At 43.6% G+C, this 25,900-nt stretch carries 24 protein-coding genes; 22 read left to right on the forward strand and 2 right to left on the reverse strand.

Annotated features, from left to right (window positions below; all coding sequences use genetic code 11):
* Positions 1–26 precede the first annotated feature (26 nt).
* A complete protein-coding gene (locus C6W21_RS03125; RefSeq protein ID WP_106049277.1) occupies positions 27–1,736 on the reverse strand; it encodes an Rqc2 family fibronectin-binding protein in 1,710 nt (569 codons plus the stop codon).
* A 164-nt stretch (positions 1,737–1,900) separates the two neighbouring features.
* On the opposite strand from C6W21_RS03125, the gene C6W21_RS03130 reads away from it, so the two are divergent.
* The 17 genes from C6W21_RS03130 (at position 1,901) to spoVM (ending at position 19,468) form a co-directional block, all read left to right on the forward strand.
* Positions 1,901–4,576 (forward strand): calcium-translocating P-type ATPase, SERCA-type, encoded by a 2,676-nt coding sequence (locus C6W21_RS03130; protein ID WP_106049278.1) that lies wholly within the window; start codon positions 1,901–1,903, stop codon positions 4,574–4,576.
* 83 nt (positions 4,577–4,659) lie between these two features.
* Entirely contained in the window at positions 4,660–5,535 is an 876-nt protein-coding gene (locus tag C6W21_RS03135) for a YicC/YloC family endoribonuclease (protein WP_106049279.1), read from the forward strand.
* Between the two features lie 76 nt (positions 5,536–5,611).
* The gene (gene remA / locus C6W21_RS03140) at positions 5,612–5,881 is read left to right on the forward strand and encodes an extracellular matrix/biofilm regulator RemA (RefSeq protein ID WP_008344898.1); all 270 of its coding nucleotides are present in this window, start codon (positions 5,612–5,614) and stop codon (positions 5,879–5,881) included.
* A 9-nt stretch (positions 5,882–5,890) separates the two neighbouring features.
* On the forward strand, positions 5,891–6,505 hold the full coding sequence (gene gmk, locus C6W21_RS03145) for a guanylate kinase (protein WP_106049280.1): 615 nt from the start codon (positions 5,891–5,893) through the stop codon (positions 6,503–6,505).
* Positions 6,506–6,508: 3 nt separating this feature from the next.
* Positions 6,509–6,712 (forward strand): DNA-directed RNA polymerase subunit omega, encoded by a 204-nt coding sequence (gene rpoZ, locus C6W21_RS03150; protein ID WP_003211647.1) that lies wholly within the window; start codon positions 6,509–6,511, stop codon positions 6,710–6,712.
* A gap of 117 nt (positions 6,713–6,829) precedes the next feature.
* On the forward strand, positions 6,830–8,047 hold the full coding sequence (gene coaBC, locus C6W21_RS03155) for a bifunctional phosphopantothenoylcysteine decarboxylase/phosphopantothenate--cysteine ligase CoaBC (RefSeq protein ID WP_106049281.1): 1,218 nt from the start codon (positions 6,830–6,832) through the stop codon (positions 8,045–8,047).
* Positions 8,044–10,452 (forward strand): primosomal protein N', encoded by a 2,409-nt coding sequence (gene priA / locus C6W21_RS03160; protein WP_106049282.1) that lies wholly within the window; start codon positions 8,044–8,046, stop codon positions 10,450–10,452. Before coaBC ends, priA begins: the two co-directional genes overlap by 4 nt.
* A gap of 15 nt (positions 10,453–10,467) precedes the next feature.
* Positions 10,468–10,950 carry a peptide deformylase gene (gene def / locus C6W21_RS03165; protein WP_106049283.1) on the forward strand — a complete coding sequence of 161 codons (483 nt, stop codon included), beginning with the start codon at positions 10,468–10,470 and terminating at the stop codon, positions 10,948–10,950.
* A 5-nt stretch (positions 10,951–10,955) separates the two neighbouring features.
* Complete coding sequence (fmt, locus tag C6W21_RS03170) at positions 10,956–11,909, forward strand: methionyl-tRNA formyltransferase (protein WP_106049284.1); 954 nt, start codon at positions 10,956–10,958, stop codon at positions 11,907–11,909.
* On the forward strand, positions 11,896–13,239 hold the full coding sequence (gene rsmB / locus C6W21_RS03175) for a 16S rRNA (cytosine(967)-C(5))-methyltransferase RsmB (RefSeq protein ID WP_106049285.1): 1,344 nt from the start codon (positions 11,896–11,898) through the stop codon (positions 13,237–13,239). The genes fmt and rsmB overlap by 14 nt, the downstream gene beginning before the upstream one ends.
* A gap of 3 nt (positions 13,240–13,242) precedes the next feature.
* Positions 13,243–14,325 carry a dual-specificity RNA methyltransferase RlmN gene (gene rlmN, locus C6W21_RS03180; RefSeq protein WP_034662441.1) on the forward strand — a complete coding sequence of 361 codons (1,083 nt, stop codon included), beginning with the start codon at positions 13,243–13,245 and terminating at the stop codon, positions 14,323–14,325.
* Positions 14,326–14,328: 3 nt separating this feature from the next.
* On the forward strand, positions 14,329–15,099 hold the full coding sequence (locus C6W21_RS03185; protein WP_106049286.1) for a Stp1/IreP family PP2C-type Ser/Thr phosphatase: 771 nt from the start codon (positions 14,329–14,331) through the stop codon (positions 15,097–15,099).
* Positions 15,093–17,048 carry a Stk1 family PASTA domain-containing Ser/Thr kinase gene (pknB, locus tag C6W21_RS03190; protein WP_106049287.1) on the forward strand — a complete coding sequence of 652 codons (1,956 nt, stop codon included), beginning with the start codon at positions 15,093–15,095 and terminating at the stop codon, positions 17,046–17,048. Before C6W21_RS03185 ends, pknB begins: the two co-directional genes overlap by 7 nt.
* Positions 17,049–17,060: 12 nt before the next feature.
* On the forward strand, positions 17,061–17,957 hold the full coding sequence (gene rsgA, locus C6W21_RS03195) for a ribosome small subunit-dependent GTPase A (RefSeq protein ID WP_106049288.1): 897 nt from the start codon (positions 17,061–17,063) through the stop codon (positions 17,955–17,957).
* 3 nt (positions 17,958–17,960) lie between these two features.
* Positions 17,961–18,611 carry a ribulose-phosphate 3-epimerase gene (gene rpe, locus C6W21_RS03200; protein WP_106049289.1) on the forward strand — a complete coding sequence of 217 codons (651 nt, stop codon included), beginning with the start codon at positions 17,961–17,963 and terminating at the stop codon, positions 18,609–18,611.
* 60 nt (positions 18,612–18,671) lie between these two features.
* On the forward strand, positions 18,672–19,316 hold the full coding sequence (locus C6W21_RS03205; protein WP_106049290.1) for a thiamine diphosphokinase: 645 nt from the start codon (positions 18,672–18,674) through the stop codon (positions 19,314–19,316).
* A gap of 71 nt (positions 19,317–19,387) precedes the next feature.
* Positions 19,388–19,468 carry a stage V sporulation protein SpoVM gene (gene spoVM / locus C6W21_RS03210; RefSeq protein WP_008354550.1) on the forward strand — a complete coding sequence of 27 codons (81 nt, stop codon included), beginning with the start codon at positions 19,388–19,390 and terminating at the stop codon, positions 19,466–19,468.
* Positions 19,469–19,537: 69 nt separating this feature from the next.
* Here the strand turns inward: spoVM and rpmB are convergent, their stop codons facing one another.
* Positions 19,538–19,726: a 50S ribosomal protein L28 gene (gene rpmB, locus C6W21_RS03215; RefSeq protein WP_003212514.1), complete on the reverse strand. Its 189-nt coding sequence runs from the start codon at positions 19,724–19,726 to the stop codon at positions 19,538–19,540.
* Between the two features lie 271 nt (positions 19,727–19,997).
* Here rpmB and C6W21_RS03220 point away from each other — a divergent pair, with 271 nt between their 5' ends.
* From C6W21_RS03220 to recG, 5 genes are all read left to right on the forward strand, one after another.
* A complete protein-coding gene (locus tag C6W21_RS03220; protein ID WP_003211680.1) occupies positions 19,998–20,360 on the forward strand; it encodes an Asp23/Gls24 family envelope stress response protein in 363 nt (120 codons plus the stop codon).
* Between the two features lie 15 nt (positions 20,361–20,375).
* Positions 20,376–22,049, forward strand: coding sequence for a DAK2 domain-containing protein (locus tag C6W21_RS03225; protein ID WP_106049291.1), 1,674 nt, complete (start codon positions 20,376–20,378; stop codon positions 22,047–22,049).
* A 149-nt stretch (positions 22,050–22,198) separates the two neighbouring features.
* Positions 22,199–22,861 (forward strand): L-serine ammonia-lyase, iron-sulfur-dependent subunit beta, encoded by a 663-nt coding sequence (gene sdaAB, locus C6W21_RS03230; protein WP_106049292.1) that lies wholly within the window; start codon positions 22,199–22,201, stop codon positions 22,859–22,861.
* 20 nt (positions 22,862–22,881) lie between these two features.
* Positions 22,882–23,784 (forward strand): L-serine ammonia-lyase, iron-sulfur-dependent, subunit alpha, encoded by a 903-nt coding sequence (gene sdaAA / locus C6W21_RS03235; RefSeq protein ID WP_034663849.1) that lies wholly within the window; start codon positions 22,882–22,884, stop codon positions 23,782–23,784.
* Complete coding sequence (recG, locus tag C6W21_RS03240) at positions 23,762–25,810, forward strand: ATP-dependent DNA helicase RecG (protein ID WP_106049293.1); 2,049 nt, start codon at positions 23,762–23,764, stop codon at positions 25,808–25,810. The genes sdaAA and recG overlap by 23 nt, the downstream gene beginning before the upstream one ends.
* The last annotated feature ends 90 nt before the right edge of the window (positions 25,811–25,900 follow it).

Consider the following 25,900-nt stretch of genomic DNA (forward strand, 5'->3'; position numbering starts at 1 on the left):
TCTTTAAGGGATTTTATCGGCTTTTATTATTTTCGCAGCTTTAGAACCAAATCTTCGTCAGGCGTGACAAATAATGTTTGCTGCTGATCATACGTCACAAATCCGGGCTTTGCTCCATTTGGTTTTTTCACATGACGGATTTTCGTGTAATCGACAGGAACGGAGCTCGACTCTTTTGCCTTCGAGAAGTAGGCAGCGATTTGAGCCGCTTCAAGCAGCGTCTGTTCATCAGGTGCTTGATGACGGATGACGACATGTGATCCAGGAATATCCTTCGTATGCAGCCAAATATCATCACGGGCAGCCGCTTTTGTGGTCAAATACTCGTTTTGTTTGTTGTTTTTTCCGACTAAGATCGGAATACCTTGAGACGATTCATACGTTTCAAGCTGAATGGCCGCTGTTTTTTTCTTTTTGGCGTTGCGCTTTTGTTTGGCCCGTAAATATTTTCCTTCTATAAGTTCTTCTCTCATTTCCTCTAAATCCTTCGGTGAGGCAGAGGACAGCTGCTGAATCAACTCTTCAAAATAAGCAATCTCTTCATGCGTCCGCTCAATTTGTTCATTGACCGCTTCTACTGCATTTTTTGCCTTTTGATATTTTGTGAAATACCCTTGCGCATTTTCAGAAGGGGTTTTGTTTGTTTTGAGCGGTATCGTGATCTCTCCGCCTTCTTCATCGTAATAATTGAGGACAGTCGCTTCTTTATCCCCTTTTTTGATGGCATATAAATTGGCGGTTAACAATTCGCCATAGAGCTGGTATTTATGGGCATGTTGAGATTCTTCAAGGGTTCTTTTCAGTTTTTTGAGCTTGTTTTCATTTTTCTTTTTTTCATTTACGACAAACCGTTCAAGGTCAGACGCCTGCTGTTTCACTCTGTCTCTTTCAGCTTTTCCGAAATAAAAGCGGTCAAGCAGCTGGCTGAGAGAGTCGAATGTCTTCATTTCGCCATGGACATGCTGAAGTTCTAATAAATAGAAATATTCTTTCCCGTCTTTTCTAGTGAGCTGCGGGGTAAAGGAATGCATGCGAATAAGCTGGAACATGTCGAGCAGTGTATTTGGAATCGTTTCCTGATTGGCAAGACCGGCCCTGTGTACAGCTTCCTTTGCAAACAGTGGAGAAACCCCAGAGAATGTATCGACAATTTGATTTGCGATCATTCCTTCCTGAAAGCGTAAATGCTTTAAAATATCGTCCTTCGTCACTTCAAACGGATTCAATTTTTGCTGCGCAGGCGGCAGAAGGTATTCGTGACCAGGAAGTACCGTTCGATAGCTGTTCACAGATGGAGAAAGATGCTTCAGGCCATCGATGATCTGCTGCGTGTCATCTTCGACAAGAATCAAATTACTATGCCTTCCCATGATTTCAATGTAGAGCTTTCGAGTCTGTTCATCGCCAATTTCATTGCGGCTTCGTACATGAAGTGCGATCACCCGGTCAAATCCAATCTGTTCAAAACGCTCAATGAATCCCCCCTCAAGATGTTTTCTGAGGAGCATACAAAACATTGGAGGTTCGCTTGGATTGTCATATTGATGCTCTGTGAGCTGTACCCTAGCGTAGCTAGGATGAGCGGATAAAAGGAGCTTGTGATTTTTTCCGTTTGCCCGGATATGAAAAATCAGCTCGTGCTTATATGGCTGATGAATTTTTGAAATTCTTCCGCCAGTTAATGTCTCTTGCAATTCATTTGTCATACCATATGTAAAAATGCCGTCAAATGACATGTTGGATACACCCTCTTCTTTCACACAAATCTACTGAAAGAACCTTCCGTTTTTCGTTCTTTAGGCAGTCTTATTATTATAGCATGAATTAGGACGAGTCTGAATAAACTGGCTTATAGAACACTGCATATGAGAGAGAACAAAAGAGGAGTGGACGAGGTCAAATGAATTGGCATGAACTGAACCAAACCGATTTATTAAAAACAATGAATACATCGATAGGTGACGGACTGTCAGAAAAAGATGTACAAAAACGGCTTGAAAAACACGGGCCTAATGAATTGCAGGAAGGGAAAAAGGCGTCAGCTCTGATCATTTTTTTAGCGCAATTTAAAGACTTTATGGTGTTAATCTTGCTTGCGGCAACGATCATTTCTGCCTTTTTAGGCGAATACATTGATGCTGTAGCAATTGTAGCGATTGTTCTGATTAATGGAGTGCTCGGCTTTTATCAAGAACGCCGGGCGGAAAAATCCCTTCAAGCGCTAAAGGAATTATCAACCCCGCATGTGTATGCAAGGAGAAATAATGAATGGGTCAAGATCCCGTCTAAACATCTCGTACCAGGGGATATTGTGAAATTTTCAAGCGGAGACCGGATTGGGGCAGATATTAGATTACTAGAAACAAAGAGCTTAGAAATCGAGGAGTCTGCTCTCACTGGCGAGTCCATCCCTGCGGTCAAACACGCAAGTCCGCTTTCACGAGACCATGTCTCGCTTGGAGATTTGACGAACATGGCCTTTATGGGGACGCTTGTCACTAGAGGAAGCGGCGTGGGCGTTGTCATTGGTACAGGAATGAATACAGCGATGGGACAAATTGCCGGCATGCTGGATGCAGCAGGGAATATGGAAACACCGCTGCAAAGACGTCTCGAACAGCTGGGGAAAATCCTGATTGTTGCTGCTTTATTTTTAACGGTGCTCGTTGTTGTTCTTGGCGTTGTGCAAGGACATGATTTGTATCATATGTTCCTGGCGGGAGTATCTCTTGCGGTTGCTGCCATTCCTGAAGGACTGCCGGCGATTGTAACCGTCGCACTTTCCTTAGGGGTGCAGCGGATGATCAAACAAAAATCGATTGTCAGAAAGCTCCCGGCGGTGGAAACACTTGGCTGTGCGTCGATCATTTGCTCAGATAAAACAGGGACAATGACGCAAAATAAAATGACTGTGACACATGTATGGGCAGAGGGCAAAACGTGGAATATTTCTGGTACGGGTTATGAGCCATCTGGTGATTTCACCTTAAACGGAGAACTTGTCCATGTAGATAAACATCCAAGCCTGCAAAAGGTGTTATTATACGGGGCGCTTTGTAATACATCGACCATCGTTGAAAAAGATGGCGAAATGAGGCTCGATGGAGATCCGACAGAAGGGGCACTTCTCACCGCTGCACGTAAAGCAGGGTTTACAGAGCAATTCATCGAAGCCGGATTTCACGTTGTAGAGGAGTTTCCTTTTGATTCAGAAAGAAAGATGATGTCAGTCGTCGTCGAAACGAATCAAAAAGAGCGGTATGTCATTGCAAAAGGTGCGCCGGATGTCCTGATGAACCGTTCAAGCCATATCATGCACGGCGGCCGTACAGCCTCTTTTTCAACCACTCACAGGCAAGAAACAGAGGCTGCGATTCAAGGTTTAGCAAGACAAGCGCTGAGAACGATTGCCATTGCGTATAAAAAAGTTGGTCTGACAGAAACAATCACCTCTGTCCAGCAGGCTGAAACCGATTTAACATTTATCGGGTTACAGGGCATGATCGATCCACCTCGTCCTGAAGTTAGACGAGCGATTAAAGAGTGCAGGGATGCTGGTATAAAAACGGTCATGATTACAGGTGACCACGTGGAAACAGCCAAAGCGATTGCAAAAGACTTGAGCCTTTTACCAAAGCAAGGAAAGGTGCTCGACGGACAAGCGCTGGATCAGATGAGTGACAAAGAGCTTGAGCGAACGGCTGAAAATGTATACGTCTTTGCACGGGTATCACCGGAGCATAAGCTGAGAATTGTGAAGGCCTATCAAAAAAATGGACATATTGTAGCGATGACAGGTGACGGGGTCAATGATGCGCCTGCGATTAAGCAAGCAGATATCGGCATCTCCATGGGCATCACTGGAACAGACGTAGCCAAAGAAGCATCTTCTCTTATTTTACTTGATGACAACTTTGCGACCATTAAATCAGCCATTAAAGAAGGCCGGAATATTTATGAAAACATTCGTAAGTTTGTCCGCTATTTGCTGGCTTCAAATGTGGGAGAAATTTTGGTTATGCTGTTTGCGATGCTTCTAGCGCTTCCGCTTCCTCTCGTTCCTATTCAAATTTTATGGGTCAACCTTGTCACAGATGGTCTTCCCGCGATGGCACTTGGCATGGATAAGCCAGAAGGCGATGTCATGAAGCGAAAGCCGAGGAACATGAAAGAGGGCATTTTTGCTAGAGGACTCGGCTGGAAGGTTGTATCTAGAGGATTCCTCATCGGACTTGCAACCCTTTTAGCATTTATGTTTGTGTATCACCGCGATCCAAACAACCTGCAATATGCACAGACTGTTGCATTTAGTACGCTTGTTTTGGCGCAGCTCATTCATGTATTTGACTGCCGCAGTGAACGATCCATCTTTGAACGCAATCCATTCGGGAATCTTTACTTGATCGGTGCGGTTTTGTCATCACTTTTACTTATGTTTGTGGTCATTTATTATCCGCCGCTTCAGCCGATTTTCAAAACGGTGGCCATTGCACCAATTGATTGGCTGCTGATCATTGGTATGTCTGCACTGCCAACTTTTTTACTGGCAGGATCACTTTTGACAAGAAAAAAATAATTCGTTATGGTATAATTTTGAGGTAATAGTGTCTGCTATTACCTTTTTCATTTTATTAATATGAAAGAATTGGGTGTTTTGACATGATACGCAGTATGACGGGATTCGGCCAAGCGAGTAAAACGGATGGAGAACTGACAGTGTCAGTTGAGCTAAAATCGGTCAATCACCGTTTTAAAGAGGTTCATGCCCGTTTGCCGAGGCCGCTTTTATATTTCGAAGACACATTAAAAAAAATCATTCTTCGTCACGTGCAGCGCGGTAGAATTGAGCTGTTTGTCACGATTGAAGGCGGTAAACTAGCAAGCCGGTCCTTGCAGATCGACTGGCCGCTGCTTGATGAATACATGAAAGCCGCAAAAGACCTCGAGAAGCGCTATCGCATTTCAAGCATTCAGCATGCACATGACTTACTGGGGCTGGAGCATGCCGTTCAAGTAGAAGAGTCGGCCAGCCGAAATGAGCAATTAGAGCAATTGCTGATGGATGCTTGTGAAACGGCTGTCAAGGAGCTTTGCTTCATGAGAGAGCAGGAGGGAACATCACTTCAAAAAGACTGTGAGCTGAGGCTTTCTGAATTAGAGGCCTATACAGAAGAAATCAAAGTCTTTGCACCAGAGGTTGTGAGTCAGTATAAAGACAGGCTGAATCAGCGATTGCAAGAATGGATCGGAGAGGCGCTTGACGAAAGCAGATTGACAACAGAGGCTGCCATCTTTGCTGACCGCTGTGACATTACAGAAGAGATTACGAGATTGAAAAGTCACTTTCAGCAATTCCAGCAAATCTTGATGCAAGGCGGTGCTGCCGGCAGAAAACTTGATTTTCTTGTACAGGAGCTCAACCGTGAAGTGAACACCATTGGCTCAAAAGCGAACCATCATCATTTAACTAAGCTGGTGGTTGAAATGAAAAGTGCTATTGAAAAAATAAAAGAACAAGTGCAAAATATAGAATAGTCATTGTGTATGCTGTTTACAGTACGTCTCTTTCGGCGAGACTAGAGACGTTTATAATACAGGGGGACATTAGAAGATGACCATAAAGTTGATCAATATCGGATTTGGAAACATCATTTCAGCGAATCGGATGATTTCGATCGTCAGTCCGGAATCAGCACCGATTAAACGAATGATACAAGACGCAAGAGATCGAGGCATGCTCATAGATGCTACATACGGAAGAAGAACCCGTGCTGTTGTCATTATGGACAGTGACCATGTCATCTTATCTGCCGTTCAGCCTGAGACTGTCGCGCAAAGACTTTCTGTAAAAGAAGAAATCATAGATGAAGGGCAGGGGTAATACGCCATTATGAAAGAAAGAGGACTTTTAATCGTTCTCTCTGGACCTTCGGGAGTTGGAAAAGGAACGGTCAGACAAGCCATTTTCTCCCAGAAAGATACGAAATTTGAATACTCTATTTCTGTGACGACACGCAAACCGCGTGAAGGTGAAAGAAATGGTGACGATTATTTCTTTAAATCCAGGGAAGAATTTGAACATATGATTGAAAACAAAAAGCTGTTAGAATGGGCAGAGTATGTCGGGAATTACTACGGCACGCCTGTTGACTATGTCGAACAGACATTAAGCGAAGGAAAAGATGTTTTCCTTGAAATTGAAGTGCAAGGTGCACTTCAAGTAAGAGAAGTATTCCCAGAAGGTCTTTTTATTTTCCTTGCGCCGCCTAGTCTTTCAGAACTTCAGAACCGCATCATTACACGTGGTACAGAGTCTGAGGAACTCATTCGAAATCGAATGGATGCTGCAAAAGAAGAGATTGAAATGATGGATGCTTACGACTATGTCGTGGAAAACGATGATGTCGAGCTTGCTTGTGAAAGAATCAAAGCGATCGTCCTTGCAGAACACCTGCGCAGAGACAGAGTCGCACCAAGATATAAAAAAATGCTGGGGGTAGAATAAACCATGTTAGATCCTTCAATTGACTCATTGATGAACAAACTTGATTCAAAATACACACTTGTGACAGTGTCTGCACGCCGTGCACGTGAAATGCAGATCCACCAAGATCAGCAAATCGAAAATACGAAGTCTTACAAATTTGTAGGTAAAGCACTGGAAGAAATCGATGCCGGTCTTTTGACATTTGAAAAAGAGGATCAAGAATAACACATCGCTTCTGCTATGCAGATACGATACGTTCAAAAAAGTCAAAACTATGATTGGTTTTGACTTTTTTGAATTGTAGACGAATTTGTGAAAAAGGCCGTTAAGGGGGACAAACTAATGTTACAGTCAAAAAATATTTTACTCGGTGTCAGCGGAGGAATCGCCGTATATAAAGCAGCTGCTCTTACTAGTAAACTCGTACAGGCGGGCGCAAATGTAAGAGTGATTATGACAGAATCTGCCCGTGAGTTTGTGTCTCCGCTTACCTTCCAAGCACTGTCTCGACACGAGGTGTATGTGGATACATTTAAAGAAAACAATCCAAAAGTCATTGCGCATATTGACGTAGCTGACTGGGCCGATCTCATTCTTGTTGCCCCTGCAACAGCACATACGATTGGTAAAATGGCGGCAGGGCTTGCAGATGATATGCTCACGACGACCTTACTTGCTTCAACTGCTCCTGTATGGATCGCACCAGCTATGAATGTGCATATGTATGATCACCCGGCTGTAAAGCGGAACATTCGCACATTATATGAGGACGGCTACCGGTTTATTGAGCCGAGTGAAGGTTATTTAGCCTGCGGCTACATTGGAAAAGGGCGATTAGAGGAGCCTGAAAAAATAGTTGAGCACATCCGTGCATTTTTCGAAGAGCCAAAAAGCTTACCGCTTTCAGGTAAAAAAGTCGTGGTGACAGCAGGTCCTACACGAGAAGTCATCGATCCTGTGCGTTTCTTTACAAATCGATCGTCAGGAAAGATGGGCTATGCGATTGCAGAGGCTGCGCAGCAAATGGGGGCTGATGTCACGCTCATTTCAGGACCTGTTTCTTTAACTGCACCTGACCATGTACATGTGGTGCACGTTGAATCGGCAGAGGACATGTATCAAGCCACATTAGATGTGTACGAGGAGGCGGACCTTGTCATTAAATCAGCAGCGGTCGCCGACTATACCCCTGTGACCTCATATCCTCATAAAATGAAAAAACAGGACGGCGCCTTAGAGATTGAATTCACCCGGACAAAAGATATTCTAAAAGAACTGGGGAAAAGAAAAGAGCATCAAGTGCTTGTCGGTTTTGCAGCTGAAACGCAGGATGTAGCATATTATGCGAAAAAGAAAATCGAATCCAAGCATTTAGATATGATTGTGGCCAACAACGTCACAAAAGAAGGTGCAGGCTTTGGCACAGACACAAATGTAGCAGCAATTATCAAAGCAGATGGTACAACAAAAGAGCTGCCGATGATGAGCAAAAAAGACCTCGCTTTTGAAATCTTAAAGGAGGCAAAACAGCTGTTGCCAAAAGAGCGTGATCGAGCATGATTGCTGAAGTCATCGTGGATGTCACAACGAAAGCCATTGACCGGCCATTCGATTACCGTGTACCAGATCGATTCAAAGATCTCGTCAAAGCGGGAATGAGGGTGGTCGTCCCCTTTGGCCCGAGGAAGATTCAAGGGTTTGTGACAAAAGTCAAAGACGAAACAGACGTAAAGACAGGAAGCATCAAGGACATTGTCGATTTATTTGATTTATCACCTGTTCTGACAGATGAGCTATTGGAGCTTTCCCACTGGCTGACGGAAAAAACATTGTCCTATCACATTACGGCACTTCAATCGATGCTGCCTGCAGCCATGAAGGCAAAGTATGAAAAAGAAATTCAGATGCTGTCAGATGAAGAACTTCCGCAGTCATTGAAAGAGCTTTTCGGTCAGCGAGATAGCATTCTTTACGCTGACATCCCGGCCGAACAACTAAAACAGATTCAAAAGCATGTCCAAAAAGGTCATCTAGAGGTAAGGTATCACGTCTCGCAAAAATCTGGAAAGAAAAAGGTGCGCACGCTCCAACTAGCTGCATCGAAAGAAAAGCTTGAAGAAAAACAGCAGCAGCTTAAGAAAAATGCGGTGAAACAAAAGGCACTGCTCTCCTTTTTGCTTCAAGCGAGTGAGACGACCTTTTTAGCGAAAGACTTGCAGCAGCAAACAGGTGCGAGTTCTCAAACGCTTAATACCTTTATTCAAGAAGGGCTGCTAACAGAAAGCTATGAAGAAGTCTACCGGGATCCTTATCGTGACCGGGCGTTTACACCATCTGCTTCACTTGATCTCATGCCAGAACAAGCAGAAGCGGCAAAACATATTCATCAAGCAGTCAGTGATGACCGGCATGAAACCTTTCTGCTGCACGGGGTGACAGGAAGCGGTAAAACGGAAATATATTTGCAGACGATTGATCATGCCCTTCAAAAAGGAAAAGAAGCGATCGTCCTCGTTCCTGAAATCTCGTTAACCCCTCAAATGGTTCAGCGGTTTAAAGAACGATTTGGCTCAAATGTGGCTGTACTTCACAGCGGCTTATCGACAGGGGAAAAATATGATGAATGGCGGAAAATCCACCGCAAGGAAGTCAAGCTTGTCGTGGGCGCGAGATCTGCTGTTTTCGCTCCATTTGAAAATCTAGGCATGATTATCATAGATGAAGAGCATGAATCTTCTTATAAACAAGAAGAAATGCCTCGTTATCATGCCAAGGACGTCGCCATTGAACGAGCAAGAAGGCATCGATGTCCAGTCGTTTTAGGCAGCGCAACGCCTTCGCTTGAAACCTACGCGCGTGCCAAAAAAGGCGTGTTTACATTGCTGAAGCTTAAGCATCGCGTCAACCAGCAGCAGCTGCCGCACGTTTCGTTAATTGATATGAGAGAAGAATTGAGAAATGGTAACAGGTCCATGTTTTCAGAAGAATTAATGCTCAGATTAAAAGAAGTGCTTGAAAGAAAAGAACAAGCCGTCTTATTTCTGAATAAAAGGGGCTATTCATCCTTTGTGATGTGCCGTGATTGCGGATATGTGGAGCAATGTCCTCATTGCGAAATATCTCTCACCTATCACCGCTATCAAAAACGGCTGAAATGCCATTATTGTGGTCACGAAGCACCGGTGCCGACAGAATGTCCAGAATGCCACAGTGAGCACATTCGCTATTTTGGTACGGGTACGCAGCGTGTAGAAGAAGAGCTTACAAAAGTACTGCCTGAGGCAAGAGTGATCCGAATGGATGTGGATACAACGTCGCGAAAGGGTGCTCACGAAAAGCTTCTCACGTCTTTTGGCAATAAAGAAGCGGATATTTTGCTCGGGACGCAGATGATAGCAAAAGGGTTAGATTTCCCAGATGTCACACTTGTTGGTGTTCTCAGTGCGGATACGTCTCTTCATATCCCTGATTTTCGTTCAAGTGAAAAAACATTTCAGCTTCTCACGCAGGTCAGCGGCAGGGCAGGACGACATGAAAAAGCGGGCTCTGTGATCATTCAATCGTATACGCCTTCTCACTATAGTATTGAATTAACGAAGCAGCATGACTATGAAACCTTTTATGAACAGGAGATGCTGCATCGCCGCCACCAGTCCTATCCGCCGTATTACTATTTGGCGATGGTGACAGTATCACACGAGGAAGTGACGAAGGCAGCACATGTCACTGATCAAATTGTCCAGTTCCTAAAAATGAACTGTGCACCGAATACAAGAATCCTTGGTCCGGCTGCATCACCAATTGCTAAGATCAAAGATAGATATCGATATCAATGCGTGATAAAATACAAAAGGGAAAATGAACTGGCAAGTTTACTACGGAAAATACAAGATCATTATCAAAAGGAAATGGAACAAAAACAATTGATGATTTCAATAGATATGAATCCATATATGATGATGTAAAACGGAGGGCTTTAAGTGGCAGTCAAACCAATAGTCATACATCCGGCAGAAGTACTTGAACAAAAGGCAGACCCTGTCGATACGTTCGATAAAAAGCTCAAAAAACTGCTTGATGATATGTATGATACAATGCTTGAGCTGGATGGAGTCGGATTAGCAGCACCACAAATCGGCATTTCACAAAGAATTGCTGTTGTCGATATCGGAGAAGAATCTGGCAGAATTGATTTAGTGAATCCCGAGGTTCTTGCAGTGAAAGGAAGTCAAACAGATATGGAAGGCTGCCTGAGCTTTCCATCTTTATACGGCACAGTAGAAAGAGCGAGCTATGTGAAGGTAAAAGCCTTTGATAAGAAAGGCAAACCATTTACAATAGAAGCAGAAGGATTTTTAGCAAGAGCCTTATTGCACGAAATTGATCATTTAGACGGCATATTATTCACGTCGAAAATCATTCAAACCTATACAGAAAAAGAACTTGCGGAAATGGAAGGGTGAAGAAAATGGCACGTATTGTATTTATGGGAACCCCTGATTTCTCAGTACCTGTGCTGCAAACACTCATAACAGAAGGATACGAAGTTGTCGGGGTCGTCACGCAGCCAGATCGCCCGAAAGGCAGAAAACGAGTACTCACGCCGCCTCCTGTGAAAGTAGAAGCCTTAAAGCACGGCATTCCTGTGCTGCAGCCTGAAAAGGTGCGCCTTGATGAAGAAATTGATAAAGTGCTTGCATTAAAGCCCGATTTAATTGTAACGGCGGCATTTGGACAAATTCTACCAAAACGATTACTGGATGAACCTCAGTTTGGCTGTATCAATGTTCATGCCTCACTGCTGCCAGAATTAAGAGGCGGCGCGCCGATCCATTATGCGATCCTTCAAGGCAAAAAGAAAACAGGCGTCACGATCATGTACATGGTGGAACGTCTCGATGCAGGGGACATGATCAGTAAAGTAGAAGTAGAAATCGACGAATTAGATAATGTCGGTACATTGCATGACAAATTAAGTGTAGCAGGCGCTGCATTGCTGAAAGATACTGTGCCGAATGTTCTGAGCGGATCTATTTCTCCAATTCCGCAAAATGAAGAAGCGGCAACGTACGCACCTAATATAAAGCGAGAGCAGGAAAGGTTAGACTGGACAAAGACCGGAGAAGAGCTTTACAACCAAGTTCGCGGCTTAAATCCGTGGCCAGTTGCCTATACTGAATGGAACGGGGCTCATCTAAAAGTATGGGAAGCGAAAAAAGTTCCACTCGAAGCGCAAGAAGAACCTGGGAAAGTGATTGAGCTTCAAAAAGAAGGTCCGGTCATTGGAACTGGAAATAAGCAAGGCCTTTTATTAACAGGTGTACAGCCAGGTGGTAAGAAAAAGATGAGCGGCGAAGACTTCCTAAGAGGCGCAAATATCGAAATTGGACAGAAATTAGGGTTAATGAATGAAGAAAAGTAATGTGAGAGAAGTAGCGCTGGACGCTTTAATCAAACTCGAACAAAACCAAGCTTACAGTAATTTGCTTTTGCAGTCAGTCATGAAAGACAAAGACTTGGCAGATCAGGACAAACCATTGTTAACAGAGCTTGTGTACGGTACACTGCAAAATAAGCTGGCATTAGATTATATGCTGGCACCATTTGTGAAAAAACCGCAAAAAGTGGCTCCGTGGGTCATGCAGCTTTTGCGGATGTCTCTTTATCAAATGGTCTATCTTGAAAAGATTCCGGATCGTGCTGCCATCCATGAAGCAGTTGAGCTAACGAAAAAGAGAGGGCACAAGGGCATTTCTTCACTTGTGAACGGCGTTCTTCGTTCCGTGCAAAGAGAAGGCGTTCCAGCTTTTGATGACATCAAAGATCCGGTCAAGCGGCTTTCAATTGAGACAAGCCACCCATTATGGCTCGTGCAGGAATGGGTTCAGTCGTACGGATTTGAAGCGGCAGAAAGCATGTGCCGCATTCATTTAGTACCGCCAAAGCAAACCCTTCGTGTCAATCAAATGAAAACGGATCGCGCAGCACTGCAGCAAGAACTGCTGGATGCAGGAATCGAAACGGAGCTCGGCGACTTATCTGAAGATGCACTCAAGCTGATGAAAGGGTCCATCGTCTCAACCCCTTCTTTTCAAGAAGGCTATGTGACCATTCAAGATGAAAGCTCAATGCTTGTCGCAAGAGCACTAGACCCTCAGCCGGGAGAAACAGTGCTTGACGCCTGTGCGGCTCCAGGCGGAAAATCAACACATATCGCAGAGCGTATGAACGACGAAGGACAAATAGTTTCACTTGATTTACATGAACACAAAGTGAAACTCATCAAACAAGCAGCAAAACGCCTGAACCTGACTCAGATTGAGGCAAAAGCGCTTGATGCAAGGAAAGCGAAAGACTATTACAGCGAAGCTTCATTTGACCGTATTCTGATTGATGCGCCGTGTTCTGGTTTTGGCGTCATCAGACGAAAACCAGATATGAAATATACAAAGTCTCCAGAAGACTCAGCAAGGCTTGCTGCTATTCAGCAGGCAATCTTAAAAGAAGCAGCTCCGCTTTTAAAGCCTGGCGGAACCCTTGTATATAGTACATGTACAATGGACCCAACAGAAAATCAACAAGTGATTCATGCGTTTTTACAAGAACACCAAGACTTCGAACCCGATCTATCTCTTAATGAACGGCTGCCTGAGCAGGTTGCTCCGTTTGTTCAAAACGGAAGTGTACAAATTCTTCCTCATTATTTCGGAACAGATGGTTTCTTTATTTGCAGCATGAGAAAGAAGGGATAAAAAATGACAGAACAAAAAGTAAGAAAAGAATTGAAAACAGATATGCCGTCGATCTATTCATTTGAGCTTCACGAAATGAAAGAATGGTTAAAAGAACAAGACGAAAAACCTTTCCGCGCAGCTCAAATTTTTGAATGGCTTTATGAGAAACGTGTGACATCCTTTGATGAAATGTCTAACCTTTCCAAAGATTTAAGAGAAAAATTAAAAGATCAATTTACAATCACAACTTTAAAAACCGTGATCAAACAAACGTCTCAGGACGGAACGATCAAGTTTTTATTTGAATTACATGATGGCTATACAATTGAAACAGTGCTTATGCGACATGAATATGGAAACTCTGTCTGTGTCACGACTCAGGTTGGCTGTAGAATTGGCTGTACATTCTGTGCATCTACACTTGGCGGTTTAAAACGAAACCTTGAAGCAGGAGAAATCGTTGCACAAGTATTAAAAGTACAGCAGGCACTTGACGAAACAGATGAGAGAGTCAGCTCTGTTGTCATCATGGGAATTGGCGAACCGTTTGATAACTTTGAAGAAATGCTTGCATTCCTTAAAATCATCAACCATGACAATGGCTTAAACATTGGTGCACGTCATATTACGGTTTCGACAAGCGGAATCATTCCAAAGATCTACCAATTCGCTGATGAGCAAATGCAAATCAACTTTGCTGTATCCCTGCACGCACCGAACACAGAGATCAGAAGCCGCCTGATGCCGATCAATAAGGCATATAAGCTGCCAAAATTAATGGAAGCCATCGAATACTACATTCAAAAGACGGGTAGACGTGTCAGCTTTGAATACGGCCTGTTTGGCGGAGTAAATGATCAAGTTCACCATGCGGAAGAACTTGCAGATCTATTAAAAGGAATCAAGTGCCATGTAAACCTCATTCCGGTGAACTATGTACCAGAGAGAGATTATGTGAGAACACCTAGAGAACAAATCTTCCTATTTGAAAAAACGCTGAAAGAACGCGGCGTAAACGTAACGATTAGACGAGAGCAAGGCCATGACATTGATGCTGCTTGCGGTCAGCTAAGAGCGAAGGAGCGTCAGGAAGAGACGAGGTGACGAATGTTGATAAGGGCAGCCTTTCTTACCGATACAGGAAAAGTCCGTCAGCATAATGAAGATGATGCAGGTATTTTTGAAGCAAAAGAAGACTCACTTCTCGCTGTTGTAGCAGACGGCATGGGAGGTCATCTTGCTGGTGATGTCGCCAGCAAGATGGCAGTCTCTTCTTTAAAAGAATACTGGGAAGAAACATCTTCAATTCCAGAAAAGCCAGCCGATCAAGAAAGCTGGTTAATCTCAAAAATTAGTGATATTAATGACCAAGTATATGAACATGCAAAAAACAATGAAGAGTGCCAAGGAATGGGGACGACCATTGTGTGTGCGCTCGTTCATTTGCAAACGGTCACAATTGCACATATTGGAGACAGCCGCTGCTACCTGCTAAGAGAAGGAGCGCTGACCCAATTAACAGATGATCATTCACTCGTGAATGAGCTTGTGAAAACAGGTGAAATTTCAAAAGCGGATGCAGAATATCATCCAAGAAAAAATGTGCTCACGAAAGCATTAGGAACAGATAAACGTGTTCAAATTGATGCACGCACCTTTGAAGTGGACCCAGGAGATCAAATCCTGCTTTGCTCAGATGGTCTATCGAATAAAGTAGAAGAAGAGAATTTGATTCATATTTTAACGCAAACGACCGCACCAGAGGAAAAAGTAACAGAGTTAATTCAAACAGCGAATGACAACGGCGGTGAAGATAACATTACAGCAGTACTGTTAGAAATCTCCTCCCAGCCAGAGGAGGGTGACAGCAAGTGTTGATCGGAAAAAGGATCAGCGGCCGTTATCAGATTCTTCGCGTCATAGGCGGAGGCGGAATGGCAAACGTCTATTTGGCGGAGGATATGATTTTAGATCGCGAAGTAGCGATTAAAATTTTGCGGTTTGACTTTGCGAGCGATGATGATTTTATTAGACGTTTCCGGCGGGAAGCGCAGTCAGCTGCAAGCTTAGATCATTCGAATATTGTCAGCATCTACGATGTAGGAGAAGAAGATGACATCTATTATATTGTCATGGAATATGTCGAGGGGATGACGCTGAAAGAATACATACACGCCAATGGCCCGCTTCATCCGAAAGAAGCCGTTCGCATCATGGAGCAAGTCGTTTCGGCGATGGAAGAAGCCCATGCGAAACAGCTCGTCCACCGTGACATTAAGCCTCACAATATATTAATAGACAACATGGGGAATATCAAAGTCACTGATTTTGGGATTGCCATGGCACTTAGCTCAGCGACCATTACCCATACAAATTCTGTCCTAGGCTCCGTGCACTATTTGTCTCCAGAACAAGCACGCGGAGGTCTTGCAACGAAAAAGTCAGACATCTATTCGCTTGGGATTGTGCTCTATGAACTCATCTCAGGACGCATGCCATTTGAAGGGGAATCGGCTGTCAGTGTCGCATTAAAGCATTTGCAATCGGAGCCGCCATCTGTGAGGAGATGGAATCCTTCTGTTCCACAAAGCGTGGAAAACATCATTTTAAAGGCGATGGCCAAAGATCCATTTTATCGATATGAAGATGCATCTGAAATGCAAAAAGACTTAAAAACCGCTTTCGATCCAGCCAGATTAAAAGAAAAACGCTTCGTCATTGAAGAAGACCATGAAGCAACGAAAGCGATCCCAATCATTCAAGATCATCAAATCGATCAAGACAATGAAAAAACAGCGGTCCACCCAGTTCAAAAACCGAAGAAAAAAAAGAAACAAAAGCCGAAAAAGAAACGAAAAAAATGGCCGTGGATTGTGGCATCCATCTTATTTATTTTGACCGCTGCGACGATTTTAGCCATCACTGTGTTTCCAGGGCTGCTCTTTCCAAAAGATGTGGAAGTCACGGATGTATCTGGTATGACAGTTGAAAAAGCAGAAGATACCTTGAAGAAAGCTGGGTTCACCGTCGCTTCGGAACCAATTGAGATCGCTGATGAGAAAATTGAAAAAGGGCTCGTCGTCAAAACAGACCCTAAAATCGGCACAAAGGTAAAAGAAGGAACAGAGATTCAGCTTTACGAAAGTACTGGCAAGGAAAAGACCGAATTACCTGATGTAACAGGCGAAAAGGTCGATAAAGCAAAAGAATTATTAGAGAAAAAAGGATTTAAACAGGTCGTTGTGGAGGAAGTGAATGATAATGACACCGAATCTGGGATTGTCATGGAACAGAATCCTTCAGCGAATACAGAGCTTGTAGCAGCAGATGAAGAAGTCACGTTGACTGTGAGCATAGGTCCTGCCGATATTACATTACGTGATTTAACGACGTATAGTAAGCAGGCGGCATCGAATTATTTAGAGGATAACGGATTAAAGCTTGATGAAAAAGAAGCGTATTCTGACGATGTGCCAAAAGGCGAGGTCATGAAGCAGGAACCAGGAGCAGGGACTGCTGTTAAACCAGGTGATACGGTCAAGATTACATTCTCCCTTGGACCGAAGGAAAAACCAGCCAAAACGGTGACTGAAAAGATTGCGATCCCTTATGAACCAGAAACGGAAGGGCAGGAGATGAATGTCCAAATTTCCATTGATGATGCGGAGCATAGCATCTCTGATTCATACGAAAGCTTTACAATCACTGCGCCGACTGAGCGGACCATTAAATTTAAGATTGAACCAGGTCAAAAAGGATATTATCAAGTGACGGTTGATGATAAAGTCGTAAGCTCGAAAACGATCGAATATCCTGATGATGAATAAAGGAGGGACTTTATGCCTGAGGGCAAAATTATTAAAGCATTAAGCGGATTCTACTATGTGCTGGATGAGTCAAAAGAAAGTGGAAAAGTGGTTCAGTGCAGAGCGAGAGGTATCTTTCGAAAAAACAAAATTACACCTCTTGTTGGAGATTATGTCGTGTATCAAGCAGACAACGATAAAGAAGGCTACTTATTAGAAGTAAAAGAACGGACAAACGAACTTGTTCGTCCGCCTATTAGTAACGTCGATCAAGCGGTACTTGTTTTCTCAGCAGCAGAACCAACCTTTAGCACCTCACTCTTAGACAGATTTTTAGTGCTTGTTGAAGCCAATCATATTGAGCCGATTATCTGCATCACTAAAATGGACTTATTGAAAACAGATCAAGAGCGTGAAACCATCGAGGCATATGCAGACGACTATCGGCAAATGGACTATGATGTTCATTTAACCTCTACGATTGAGGGAGACGGAATTGAGAAGCTGACCCCGCATTTTCACAATAAAATCACTGTATTTGCCGGTCAGTCTGGTGTAGGCAAGTCCTCCCTTTTAAATGCGATGAGTCCTGAATTGGCGCTGAAAACAAATGATATCTCCTCCCATCTCGGACGAGGAAAGCATACGACAAGGCATGTCGAACTCATTCGAACAGCAGACGGGCTCATTGCAGATACTCCTGGCTTTAGCTCGCTAGAATTTACTGGCATCGAAGCAGAAGATCTAGGTCTATACTTTTTAGATATCAGAGAGCGGAGTGCAGATTGTAAATTTAGAGGCTGCCTGCACGTGAAAGAGCCTGGCTGTGCAATAAAAGATGCGGTCGAGCATAATCAAATCAGAGAGTACCGCTATCAGCATTATTTAGAGTTTTTAACTGAAATCAAAGACAGAAAGCCGAGGTACTAAATCGTGGTTTATATTGCCCCTTCCATTTTATCAGCAGATTTTGCCAATTTGGAGAAAGATATCCGTGATGTGGAACAAGGCGGTGCGGATTACATTCATATCGATGTCATGGATGGTCATTTTGTACCAAATATGACATTTGGGCCGAATGTCGTCGAAGCGATCAGACCGCATACGCGCCTTCCGCTTGATGTTCACTTAATGATTGAGCGGCCAGACCGGTATATTCCTGCATTCGCAAAAGCAGGCGCTAACATTATTTCTGTTCATGTGGAAGCCTGTCCGCACTTACACCGAACAATACAGCACATTAAAGAACAAGGTGTAAAAGCAGGGGTCGTCTTGAATCCTCACACACCTGTTTCTCACATTGAGCATGTATTAGAGGATGTGGACCTTGTGTTATTCATGACAGTGAACCCTGGTTTTGGGGGACAGGCATTTATTCCATCTGTCCTCACGAAGGTAAAAGAAGTAAAAGCACTGAGTGAACAAAAGGGCTTAACCGATTTACTGATAGAAATAGACGGCGGTGTCAATGTAGAGACTGCAAGGAGCTGCAAGGAAGCAGGCGCTAATTTACTTGTAGCGGGCTCTGCGGTATACGGTAAAAACAACCGCGCAGCAGCCATCCAGGCAATTCGAGAAGCGTAAAGGAAGGAACCAAAGTCATTGTGATCTTTGGTTCTTTTCATATAGAAAGGAGCATATATCATGCACATACATATCGTAGCCGGCGGTCCTTATGAATACATCCCGCCACTTGAACGTGAAGCATCACAGGAGGATCTTCTCTGGATTGGCGTAGACCGTGGAACCCTCTTCTTACTAGAGCACGGCATTACCCCTGCCAAAGCTTTTGGTGATTTTGACAGTGTGACAGAAGAAGAGCTTCGGGAGCTGAAAGAAAAATTGCCTGCCCTGAATGTATTTCAAGCTGAAAAGGATGAAACCGATTTAGAGCTTGCACTGAACTGGGCACTGAGTCAACACCCAGTACATATATATATCTACGGTATTACGGGAGGAAGGGCTGATCATTTTCTAGGAAATATCCATCTTCTTTACAAAGGGATTCAGCACAAGCAGAATATCACCCTTGTAGACAAACAAAATATCATTCAAATGTTTGAACCTGGTACATACGAAATAAAAGAAGATCAGGATAAAAAATATGTGTCGTTTCTACCCTTTGGAACACCGGTTGAAAAGCTGACATTAAAAGGTTTCAAATATCCTCTGAAAAATTGTCATATTGAGCCTGGTTCCACACTATGTATTAGTAACGAACTCATCCACTCAAATGGTACTTTTTCTTTTCATGAAGGCATATTAATAATGGTAAGAAGCAAAGATTGACCAACCTATCAATGTGGATGGCTGATTAAGCTCAATTGTGCTGCAAGCGGTACTTTTAGGAGGGGGACAAAATGAAATTTTATACAATCAAACTGCCTAGATTTCTTGGGGGCATTGTCCGTGCGATGCTTGGTTCATTTAAGAAAGATTAATGAGTAATCTCCTTTATTTCCACATAAAAACGCCTGCTACAATTAATTGTAGCAGGCGTTTACTCTTGCTTATACACGCTCAACTTTACCAGATTTCAAAGCTCGAGCTGATACATATACTCTTTTAGGCTTACCGTCCACTAGAATACGAACTTTTTGAAGGTTCGCGCCCCATGTACGTTTTGTAGAGTTCATTGCGTGAGAACGGTTGTTCCCAGCTTTTGTTTTTCTGCCTGTAATAACGCATTTACGTGCCATTTGTTTCCCTCCTAACTGCGAAAACATCATCATATTCTTCATATACGTACTTAGAGATGCCTCAAGATACTTTAATAATTTACCACAGCTTCAAGGGGTTTGCAAGGATTGTTTACGCCTCTTTCAAGAAAAATACCTTGACATCTTGATAAAAAATCAAGGCTATAGTATAAGTAGGATTGGGTCGGATTGAATGATTTCTTTTAAAAAGAAGGGTCTTATAGTAAAATAGTGATAACTCAGGGCAATTTCTCAAAAAGGGGGAACCAATGTGTCCATTGAACTTAGAACGAAATACGGACAAATTGATATATCAAATGAAGTCATTGCAATGGTGGCAGGAGGCGCTGCGATCGATTGCTATGGTATTGTTGGGATGGCGTCCAAAAATCAAATCAAGGACGGCTTGACGGATATTCTCCGCAAAGAGAACTTCAGCCGGGGTGTTCTTGTGCGTCAAAAAGAAGACCGCATTCATATTGATATGTACATCATCGTCAGCTACGGTACAAAAATATCAGAAGTCGCACATAATGTTCAAACGAAAGTCAAATATACGATTTCTCACACAGTTGGACTTTCTGTTGATTCGGTCAACATTTATGTACAAGGAGTAAGAGTTACGAACCCGTAGTAAGGAGGAAATATATTGTCTATTAGAAATCTTGATGGCCGCTCATTTGCAAAAATGATTCTTGCAGGTGCTCACCATCTTTCTCAAAACGCACAAATTGTTGATGCGTTAAATGTTTTTCCAGTGCCGGACGGAGACACGGGGACAAATATGAATTTGTCAATGACTTCAGGGGCAAAAGCAGTTGAAGAAACAAATACCGATCATATTGGGAAGGTCGGAGTGGCCTTGTCAAAAGGGCTATTGATGGGTGCAAGAGGAAACTCAGGCGTGATCCTTTCACAGCTTTTTAGAGGTTTCAGTAAACATATCGAACAAAAAGAAACGATTGATGCAAAAGAATTTGCCCTTGCCTTACAGGCGGGTGTCGATACAGCATATAAAGCCGTGATAAAGCCGATTGAAGGAACCATCTTAACGGTTGCAAAGGATGCAGCAAAGAAAGCGGTTGCTGTTTCAGTAGCAGAAAATGACATTGACCGCGTTCTTGAGTTAACGATTGAGGAAGCGAGAGCATCACTTGATCGAACGCCAGATCTGCTTCCTGTTTTAAAAGAAGTGGGCGTTGTCGATAGTGGGGGTAAAGGACTTCTATACGTATATGAAGGTTTCCTTGCTTCATTAAGAGGAGAGGAGCTTCCTTCGAAAGCGGCCTCTTTGCCAACGTTAAAAGAACTTGTCAGTGCAGAGCATCATAAAAGTGCACAAAGCCATATGAACACTGAAGATATCGAATTTGGCTATTGTACTGAATTTATGGTGAAATTTGAAGAAGACAAACAGTCCTTTGATGAGAATGCCTTCAGAGAAGACTTAAGCGAATTCGGAGATTCACTTCTTGTGGTGTCTGATGAAACGCTGGCGAAAGTTCATATTCATGCAGAGCAGCCTGGAGATGTCTTATCTTATGCACAGCGCTACGGCAGCCTGATCAATATGAAAATTGAAAACATGAGAGAGCAGCATAGCTCGATTGTGGACGAAGAAAAAGAACACACGCCCGCTGCACCAAAGGCACCTGCTGCTGAAAAACAGCGCTTTGGAGTAGTCAGTGTCGCAATGGGAGAAGGAATTGCTGACTTGTTTAAAAGTATCGGAGCTTCCGTCGTCATTGAAGGCGGACAGACGATGAACCCGAGCACAGAAGACATTGTCACAGCAATTGAAAGCGTACATGCCGAAACCGTCTTTATCTTACCTAATAATTCTAATATTGTCATGGCAGCGAAGCAGGCGGCAACTGTCTCGAGTCGTGAGGTCGTTGTCATTCCGACGAAGACTGTTCCACAAGGAATGTCGGCACTTCTTTCTCTAAATGAAGCAGCTTCAAATGAAGACAACGAAGCAGCGATGCTAGAAGCGATTGACCACGTGAAAAGCGGCCAAATTACCTTTGCAGTGAGAGATACCCAAATTGATGGTATTGACATTGCCAAAGGCGATTATATGGGTCTCTTTAACGGGAAGATCACCTTAACCGCGAAAAATCAATTAGATGCAGCAAAAAAACTTTTGACCAACATGGTGACAGAAGATGATGAGATTGTCACGATCATTAAAGGGGAAGATGCATCATCTGAAGAGATGGATGAGTTAGAAGCCTTTATTGAAGAAACATTTGAAGATATAGAAGTTGAAGTCCACGATGGAAAACAGCCGCTTTATTCATATATTTTGGCTGTCGAATAACGAAAGAAGGGCAAATAAAGCCCTTCTTCTTCTTTTGCAATTTTTTACTAGCGATTCAACGGTGAAATGAGTTGCGGGAAACGAATGAATCCATTAGTCTAAAGAAAGAACCAAACCAATATGTGAGTGGTTATGAGAGGGGAAGACCTATGAAATTTAGAAGTGTGTTTGATATTATTGGACCCGTCATGATTGGTCCATCAAGTTCGCACACAGCGGGTGCGGCTCGTATAGGGAGAGTGGCTCGCAGCTTATTTGGAAGAGAACCGAAACAAATTGTCGTTTCATTTTATGGCTCTTTTAAAGATACGTATAAAGGACACGGTACAGATGTCGCCATTATCGGCGGTGTTCTTGACTTTGATACATTTGATGAACGCATCAAAACAGCGATTGATATTGCAAAAAGCAAAGAGATCGACATTGAATTTAAAGAAGAAGATGCGGTGCCAGCGCATCCGAATACAGCAAAAGTAGAGATATCCGATGCAAATGGAAAGCTTGAATTAATCGGGATTTCCATCGGCGGTGGTAAAATTGAAATCACTGAACTGAATGGCTTTGAGCTCAGACTTTCAGGAAATCATCCTGCCATTCTTGTGGTTCATAACGATCGCTACGGCACGATTGCAGCAGTGGCCAATGTGTTAGCGAAATTCGCCATTAACATCGGTCATATGGAAGTGGCGCGTAAAGATGTCGGGCAAGAGGCTCTGATGACCATCGAAGTGGATCAAAATATTGACCCAGCCGTCCTAACAGAGCTTGAAACACTGCCAAACATTATTCAAGTCACACAAATTGCAGAGTAACAACAAGGAGGTTATGAATGATGTTTAAAAACGTCAAAGAACTCGTGCAGCTAACAGAAGAACGGAATACCTCCATTTCAGAAATAATGATCGCGCAAGAAATGGAAGTGACAGGGAAGTCACGTGAAGATATTTTCTCCCAGATGTACCGCAACCTAGAAGTGATGGAACAGGCCGTAGAAAACGGGCTGAAAGGTGTGAAATCATTATCAGGTTTAACAGGCGGAGATGCGGTCAAACTTCAAGCATATATCGCATCAGGCAAAACGCTGTCTGGTCATACGATATTAGATGCTGTCAGTAAGGCAGTGGCAACGAATGAAGTCAATGCCGCAATGGGGACGATTTGTGCAACGCCTACAGCAGGCTCAGCAGGTGTTGTACCGGGTACGTTATTTGCAGTAAAAGAAACATTAAAGCCAACAAAAGAACAAATGGTCAGATTCCTATTCACCTCTGGCGCATTTGGTTTTGTTGTGGCCAATAATGCGAGCATCTCTGGTGCAGCAGGCGGCTGTCAGGCAGAGGTAGGTTCAGCATCAGGGATGGCGGCAGCAGCCATTGTCGAAATGGCAGGCGGTACACCTCAGCAATCTGCTGAAGCGATGGCGATTACACTGAAAAATATGCTTGGACTTGTTTGTGACCCAGTTGCTGGACTTGTCGAGGTACCGTGCGTAAAACGAAACGCAATGGGTGCATCAAATGCGATGATCGCAGCAGATATGGCACTTGCCGGCATCACTAGCCGTATTCCATGTGATGAAGTCATTGATGCGATGTATAAAATCGGTCAAACCATGCCAACGGCACTTCGCGAAACAGCACAAGGCGGACTAGCTGCAACACCGACAGCAAGAGAGCTTGAAAAGAAGATTTTCGGAGGTGTGACCTCATCTCGTGATACAGAAACTGCAAGATAATGTCTCTGTCCTCAAGGGGATTGGAGAAGAAACCGAAAAAACTCTCAATGAACTTGGAATCCACACAGTAGCCGATTTGCTTGGCTACTTTCCTTATCGATATGATGACTATGAGCTTCGTAATTTAGAAGAAGTAAAGCATGATGAACGTGTCACAGTTGAAGGGAAAGTGCACAGTGAGCCCGTCCTCACCTATTATGGAAAAAAACGAAGCAGGCTGACATTCAGGCTGCTTGTCGGGCGTTTTCTCATCACAGCGATTTGCTTCAATCGCCCTTATTTAAAACGAAGCCTTGTGTTAGGTGATACGGTCTCCGTCACTGGGAAATGGGATAAAAACCGTCAATCCATCATGGTGCAGGAATTTAAAAAAGGGACGCACGAGCAAGATGGCAGTATAGAGCCTGTTTATTCAGTCAAAGAAAATGTAACCGTGAAGATGATGAGGCGTTTTGTAAAACAAGCCCTGTCACTTTATGTAGACAAAGCCAAAGATCCACTGCCGAAGCAGCTTGCCTTTGCCTATAAACTCATGTCCTATCAGGAAGCATTAAAAACCATTCACCTGCCAGAAACAAGAGACTCGCTCAAGCAAGCAAGACGCCGCTTTGTATACGAGGAATTCCTTATCTTTCAGCTCAAGATGCAGGCCATCAGAAAGAAAGAGCGAGAAAAAACATCAGGCATCCAGCATCCGTTTTCCAAAGAGGCTGTTTTTGAGTTTGTTCACAGCCTGCCATTTCCACTGACGAAGGCACAATCAAGAGTGCTAGATGAAATTATGTCTGATATGGCATCCCCGTACCGGATGAACCGTCTGCTTCAAGGGGATGTAGGCTCTGGGAAAACAGCTGTTGCTGCCATTTCGCTTTATGCCGCTCATTTATCCGGCTATCAAGGTGCATTGATGGTTCCAACAGAGATTTTGGCAGAACAGCATGCAGATTCCCTTTATCAGCTGTTTGAAAAATGGGGACTAAATATCGCTCTACTAACAAGCTCTGTAAAAGGAAAACGCCGCAGAGAATTGCTGGAACGTCTAAAAGAGGGCGAGATTGATATATTAGTCGGAACGCATGCACTTATCCAAGACGAAGTCGAATTTCAGCAGCTCGGTCTTGTTATCACAGATGAGCAGCACCGGTTTGGCGTAGAACAGCGGAAAAAACTAAGAAGTAAAGGGCAGGACCCAGATGTCTTGTTTATGACTGCCACACCTATTCCGCGAACACTTGCGATCACTGTTTTTGGAGAAATGGACGTATCCGTCATTGATGAATTACCAGCCGGCAGAAAACAGATCGAAACGTATTGGGTCAAGCATGACATGCTTGAGAGGATTCTTGCATTTGTGGATAAAGAGCTGAGAAAAGGAAGACAGGCGTATATTATTTGTCCGCTCATAGAAGAATCAGACAAGCTGGATGTGCAAAATGCGATCGATGTCCACAGCATGCTGACAGAGGCTTACCGCGGTAAGTGGTCGATCGGCTTAATGCACGGGAAACTGGCGAGTGATGAAAAAGATCAGGTGATGAGAGACTTTACAGCAAATGAAGTTCAAATTCTCGTTTCAACTACAGTCGTTGAAGTCGGGGTTAACGTGCCGAATGCGACCATCATGGTCATTTATGATGCAGACCGCTTCGGACTGTCTCAGCTTCATCAGCTCAGAGGACGGGTTGGACGCGGAGAGCATCAATCATTTTGTGTTTTAATGGCGGATCCAAAATCAGAAACGGGGAAAGAGCGGATGAGGATCATGTCCGAAACAACCGATGGCTTTGAGCTGTCTGAAAAGGACTTAGAACTAAGAGGACCCGGCGATTTCTTCGGTAAAAAACAAAGCGGAATGCCTGAATTTAAGGTAGCGGATATGGTTCATGATTACAGAGCGCTGGAAACCGCTAGAAAAGATGCGGCAGAACTTGTGCAATCAGACGCATTTTGGACAGATCCCGAATACAAAGAACTTCGGAAAACGCTGGTAGACAGCGGGGTGCTGGGCGGAGATAAATTAAGCTGATCAAGCGCTGGAGGAATTTTCTTGTCTTTTTGAAACAAGGATTGATTTATCATCTATGAGATTATATACTACTATTAGTACCTAGTCATA

The sequence above is a fragment of the Bacillus sp. NMCN1 genome (genome assembly GCF_002998085.1).
Classification (GTDB): Bacteria; Bacillota; Bacilli; order Bacillales; family Bacillaceae; genus Bacillus.

What these genes read in the sequence shown, in the direction of transcription:
- C6W21_RS03125 (WP_106049277.1), bottom strand. Translation starts at nt 1,736, where the DNA reads ATGTCATTTGACGGCATTTTTACATATGGTATGACAAATGAATTGCAA.
- C6W21_RS03130 (WP_106049278.1), top strand. Translation starts at nt 1,901, where the DNA reads ATGAATTGGCATGAACTGAACCAAACCGATTTATTAAAAACAATGAAT.
- C6W21_RS03135 (WP_106049279.1), top strand. Translation starts at nt 4,660, where the DNA reads ATGATACGCAGTATGACGGGATTCGGCCAAGCGAGTAAAACGGATGGA.
- remA (WP_008344898.1), top strand. Translation starts at nt 5,612, where the DNA reads ATGACCATAAAGTTGATCAATATCGGATTTGGAAACATCATTTCAGCG.
- gmk (WP_106049280.1), top strand. Translation starts at nt 5,891, where the DNA reads ATGAAAGAAAGAGGACTTTTAATCGTTCTCTCTGGACCTTCGGGAGTT.
- rpoZ (WP_003211647.1), top strand. Translation starts at nt 6,509, where the DNA reads ATGTTAGATCCTTCAATTGACTCATTGATGAACAAACTTGATTCAAAA.
- coaBC (WP_106049281.1), top strand. Translation starts at nt 6,830, where the DNA reads ATGTTACAGTCAAAAAATATTTTACTCGGTGTCAGCGGAGGAATCGCC.
- priA (WP_106049282.1), top strand. Translation starts at nt 8,044, where the DNA reads ATGATTGCTGAAGTCATCGTGGATGTCACAACGAAAGCCATTGACCGG.
- fmt (WP_106049284.1), top strand. Translation starts at nt 10,956, where the DNA reads ATGGCACGTATTGTATTTATGGGAACCCCTGATTTCTCAGTACCTGTG.
- rsmB (WP_106049285.1), top strand. Translation starts at nt 11,896, where the DNA reads ATGAAGAAAAGTAATGTGAGAGAAGTAGCGCTGGACGCTTTAATCAAA.
- rlmN (WP_034662441.1), top strand. Translation starts at nt 13,243, where the DNA reads ATGACAGAACAAAAAGTAAGAAAAGAATTGAAAACAGATATGCCGTCG.
- C6W21_RS03185 (WP_106049286.1), top strand. Translation starts at nt 14,329, where the DNA reads ATGTTGATAAGGGCAGCCTTTCTTACCGATACAGGAAAAGTCCGTCAG.
- rsgA (WP_106049288.1), top strand. Translation starts at nt 17,061, where the DNA reads ATGCCTGAGGGCAAAATTATTAAAGCATTAAGCGGATTCTACTATGTG.
- C6W21_RS03205 (WP_106049290.1), top strand. Translation starts at nt 18,672, where the DNA reads ATGCACATACATATCGTAGCCGGCGGTCCTTATGAATACATCCCGCCA.
- spoVM (WP_008354550.1), top strand. Translation starts at nt 19,388, where the DNA reads ATGAAATTTTATACAATCAAACTGCCTAGATTTCTTGGGGGCATTGTC.
- rpmB (WP_003212514.1), bottom strand. Translation starts at nt 19,726, where the DNA reads ATGGCACGTAAATGCGTTATTACAGGCAGAAAAACAAAAGCTGGGAAC.
- sdaAB (WP_106049292.1), top strand. Translation starts at nt 22,199, where the DNA reads ATGAAATTTAGAAGTGTGTTTGATATTATTGGACCCGTCATGATTGGT.
- sdaAA (WP_034663849.1), top strand. Translation starts at nt 22,882, where the DNA reads ATGTTTAAAAACGTCAAAGAACTCGTGCAGCTAACAGAAGAACGGAAT.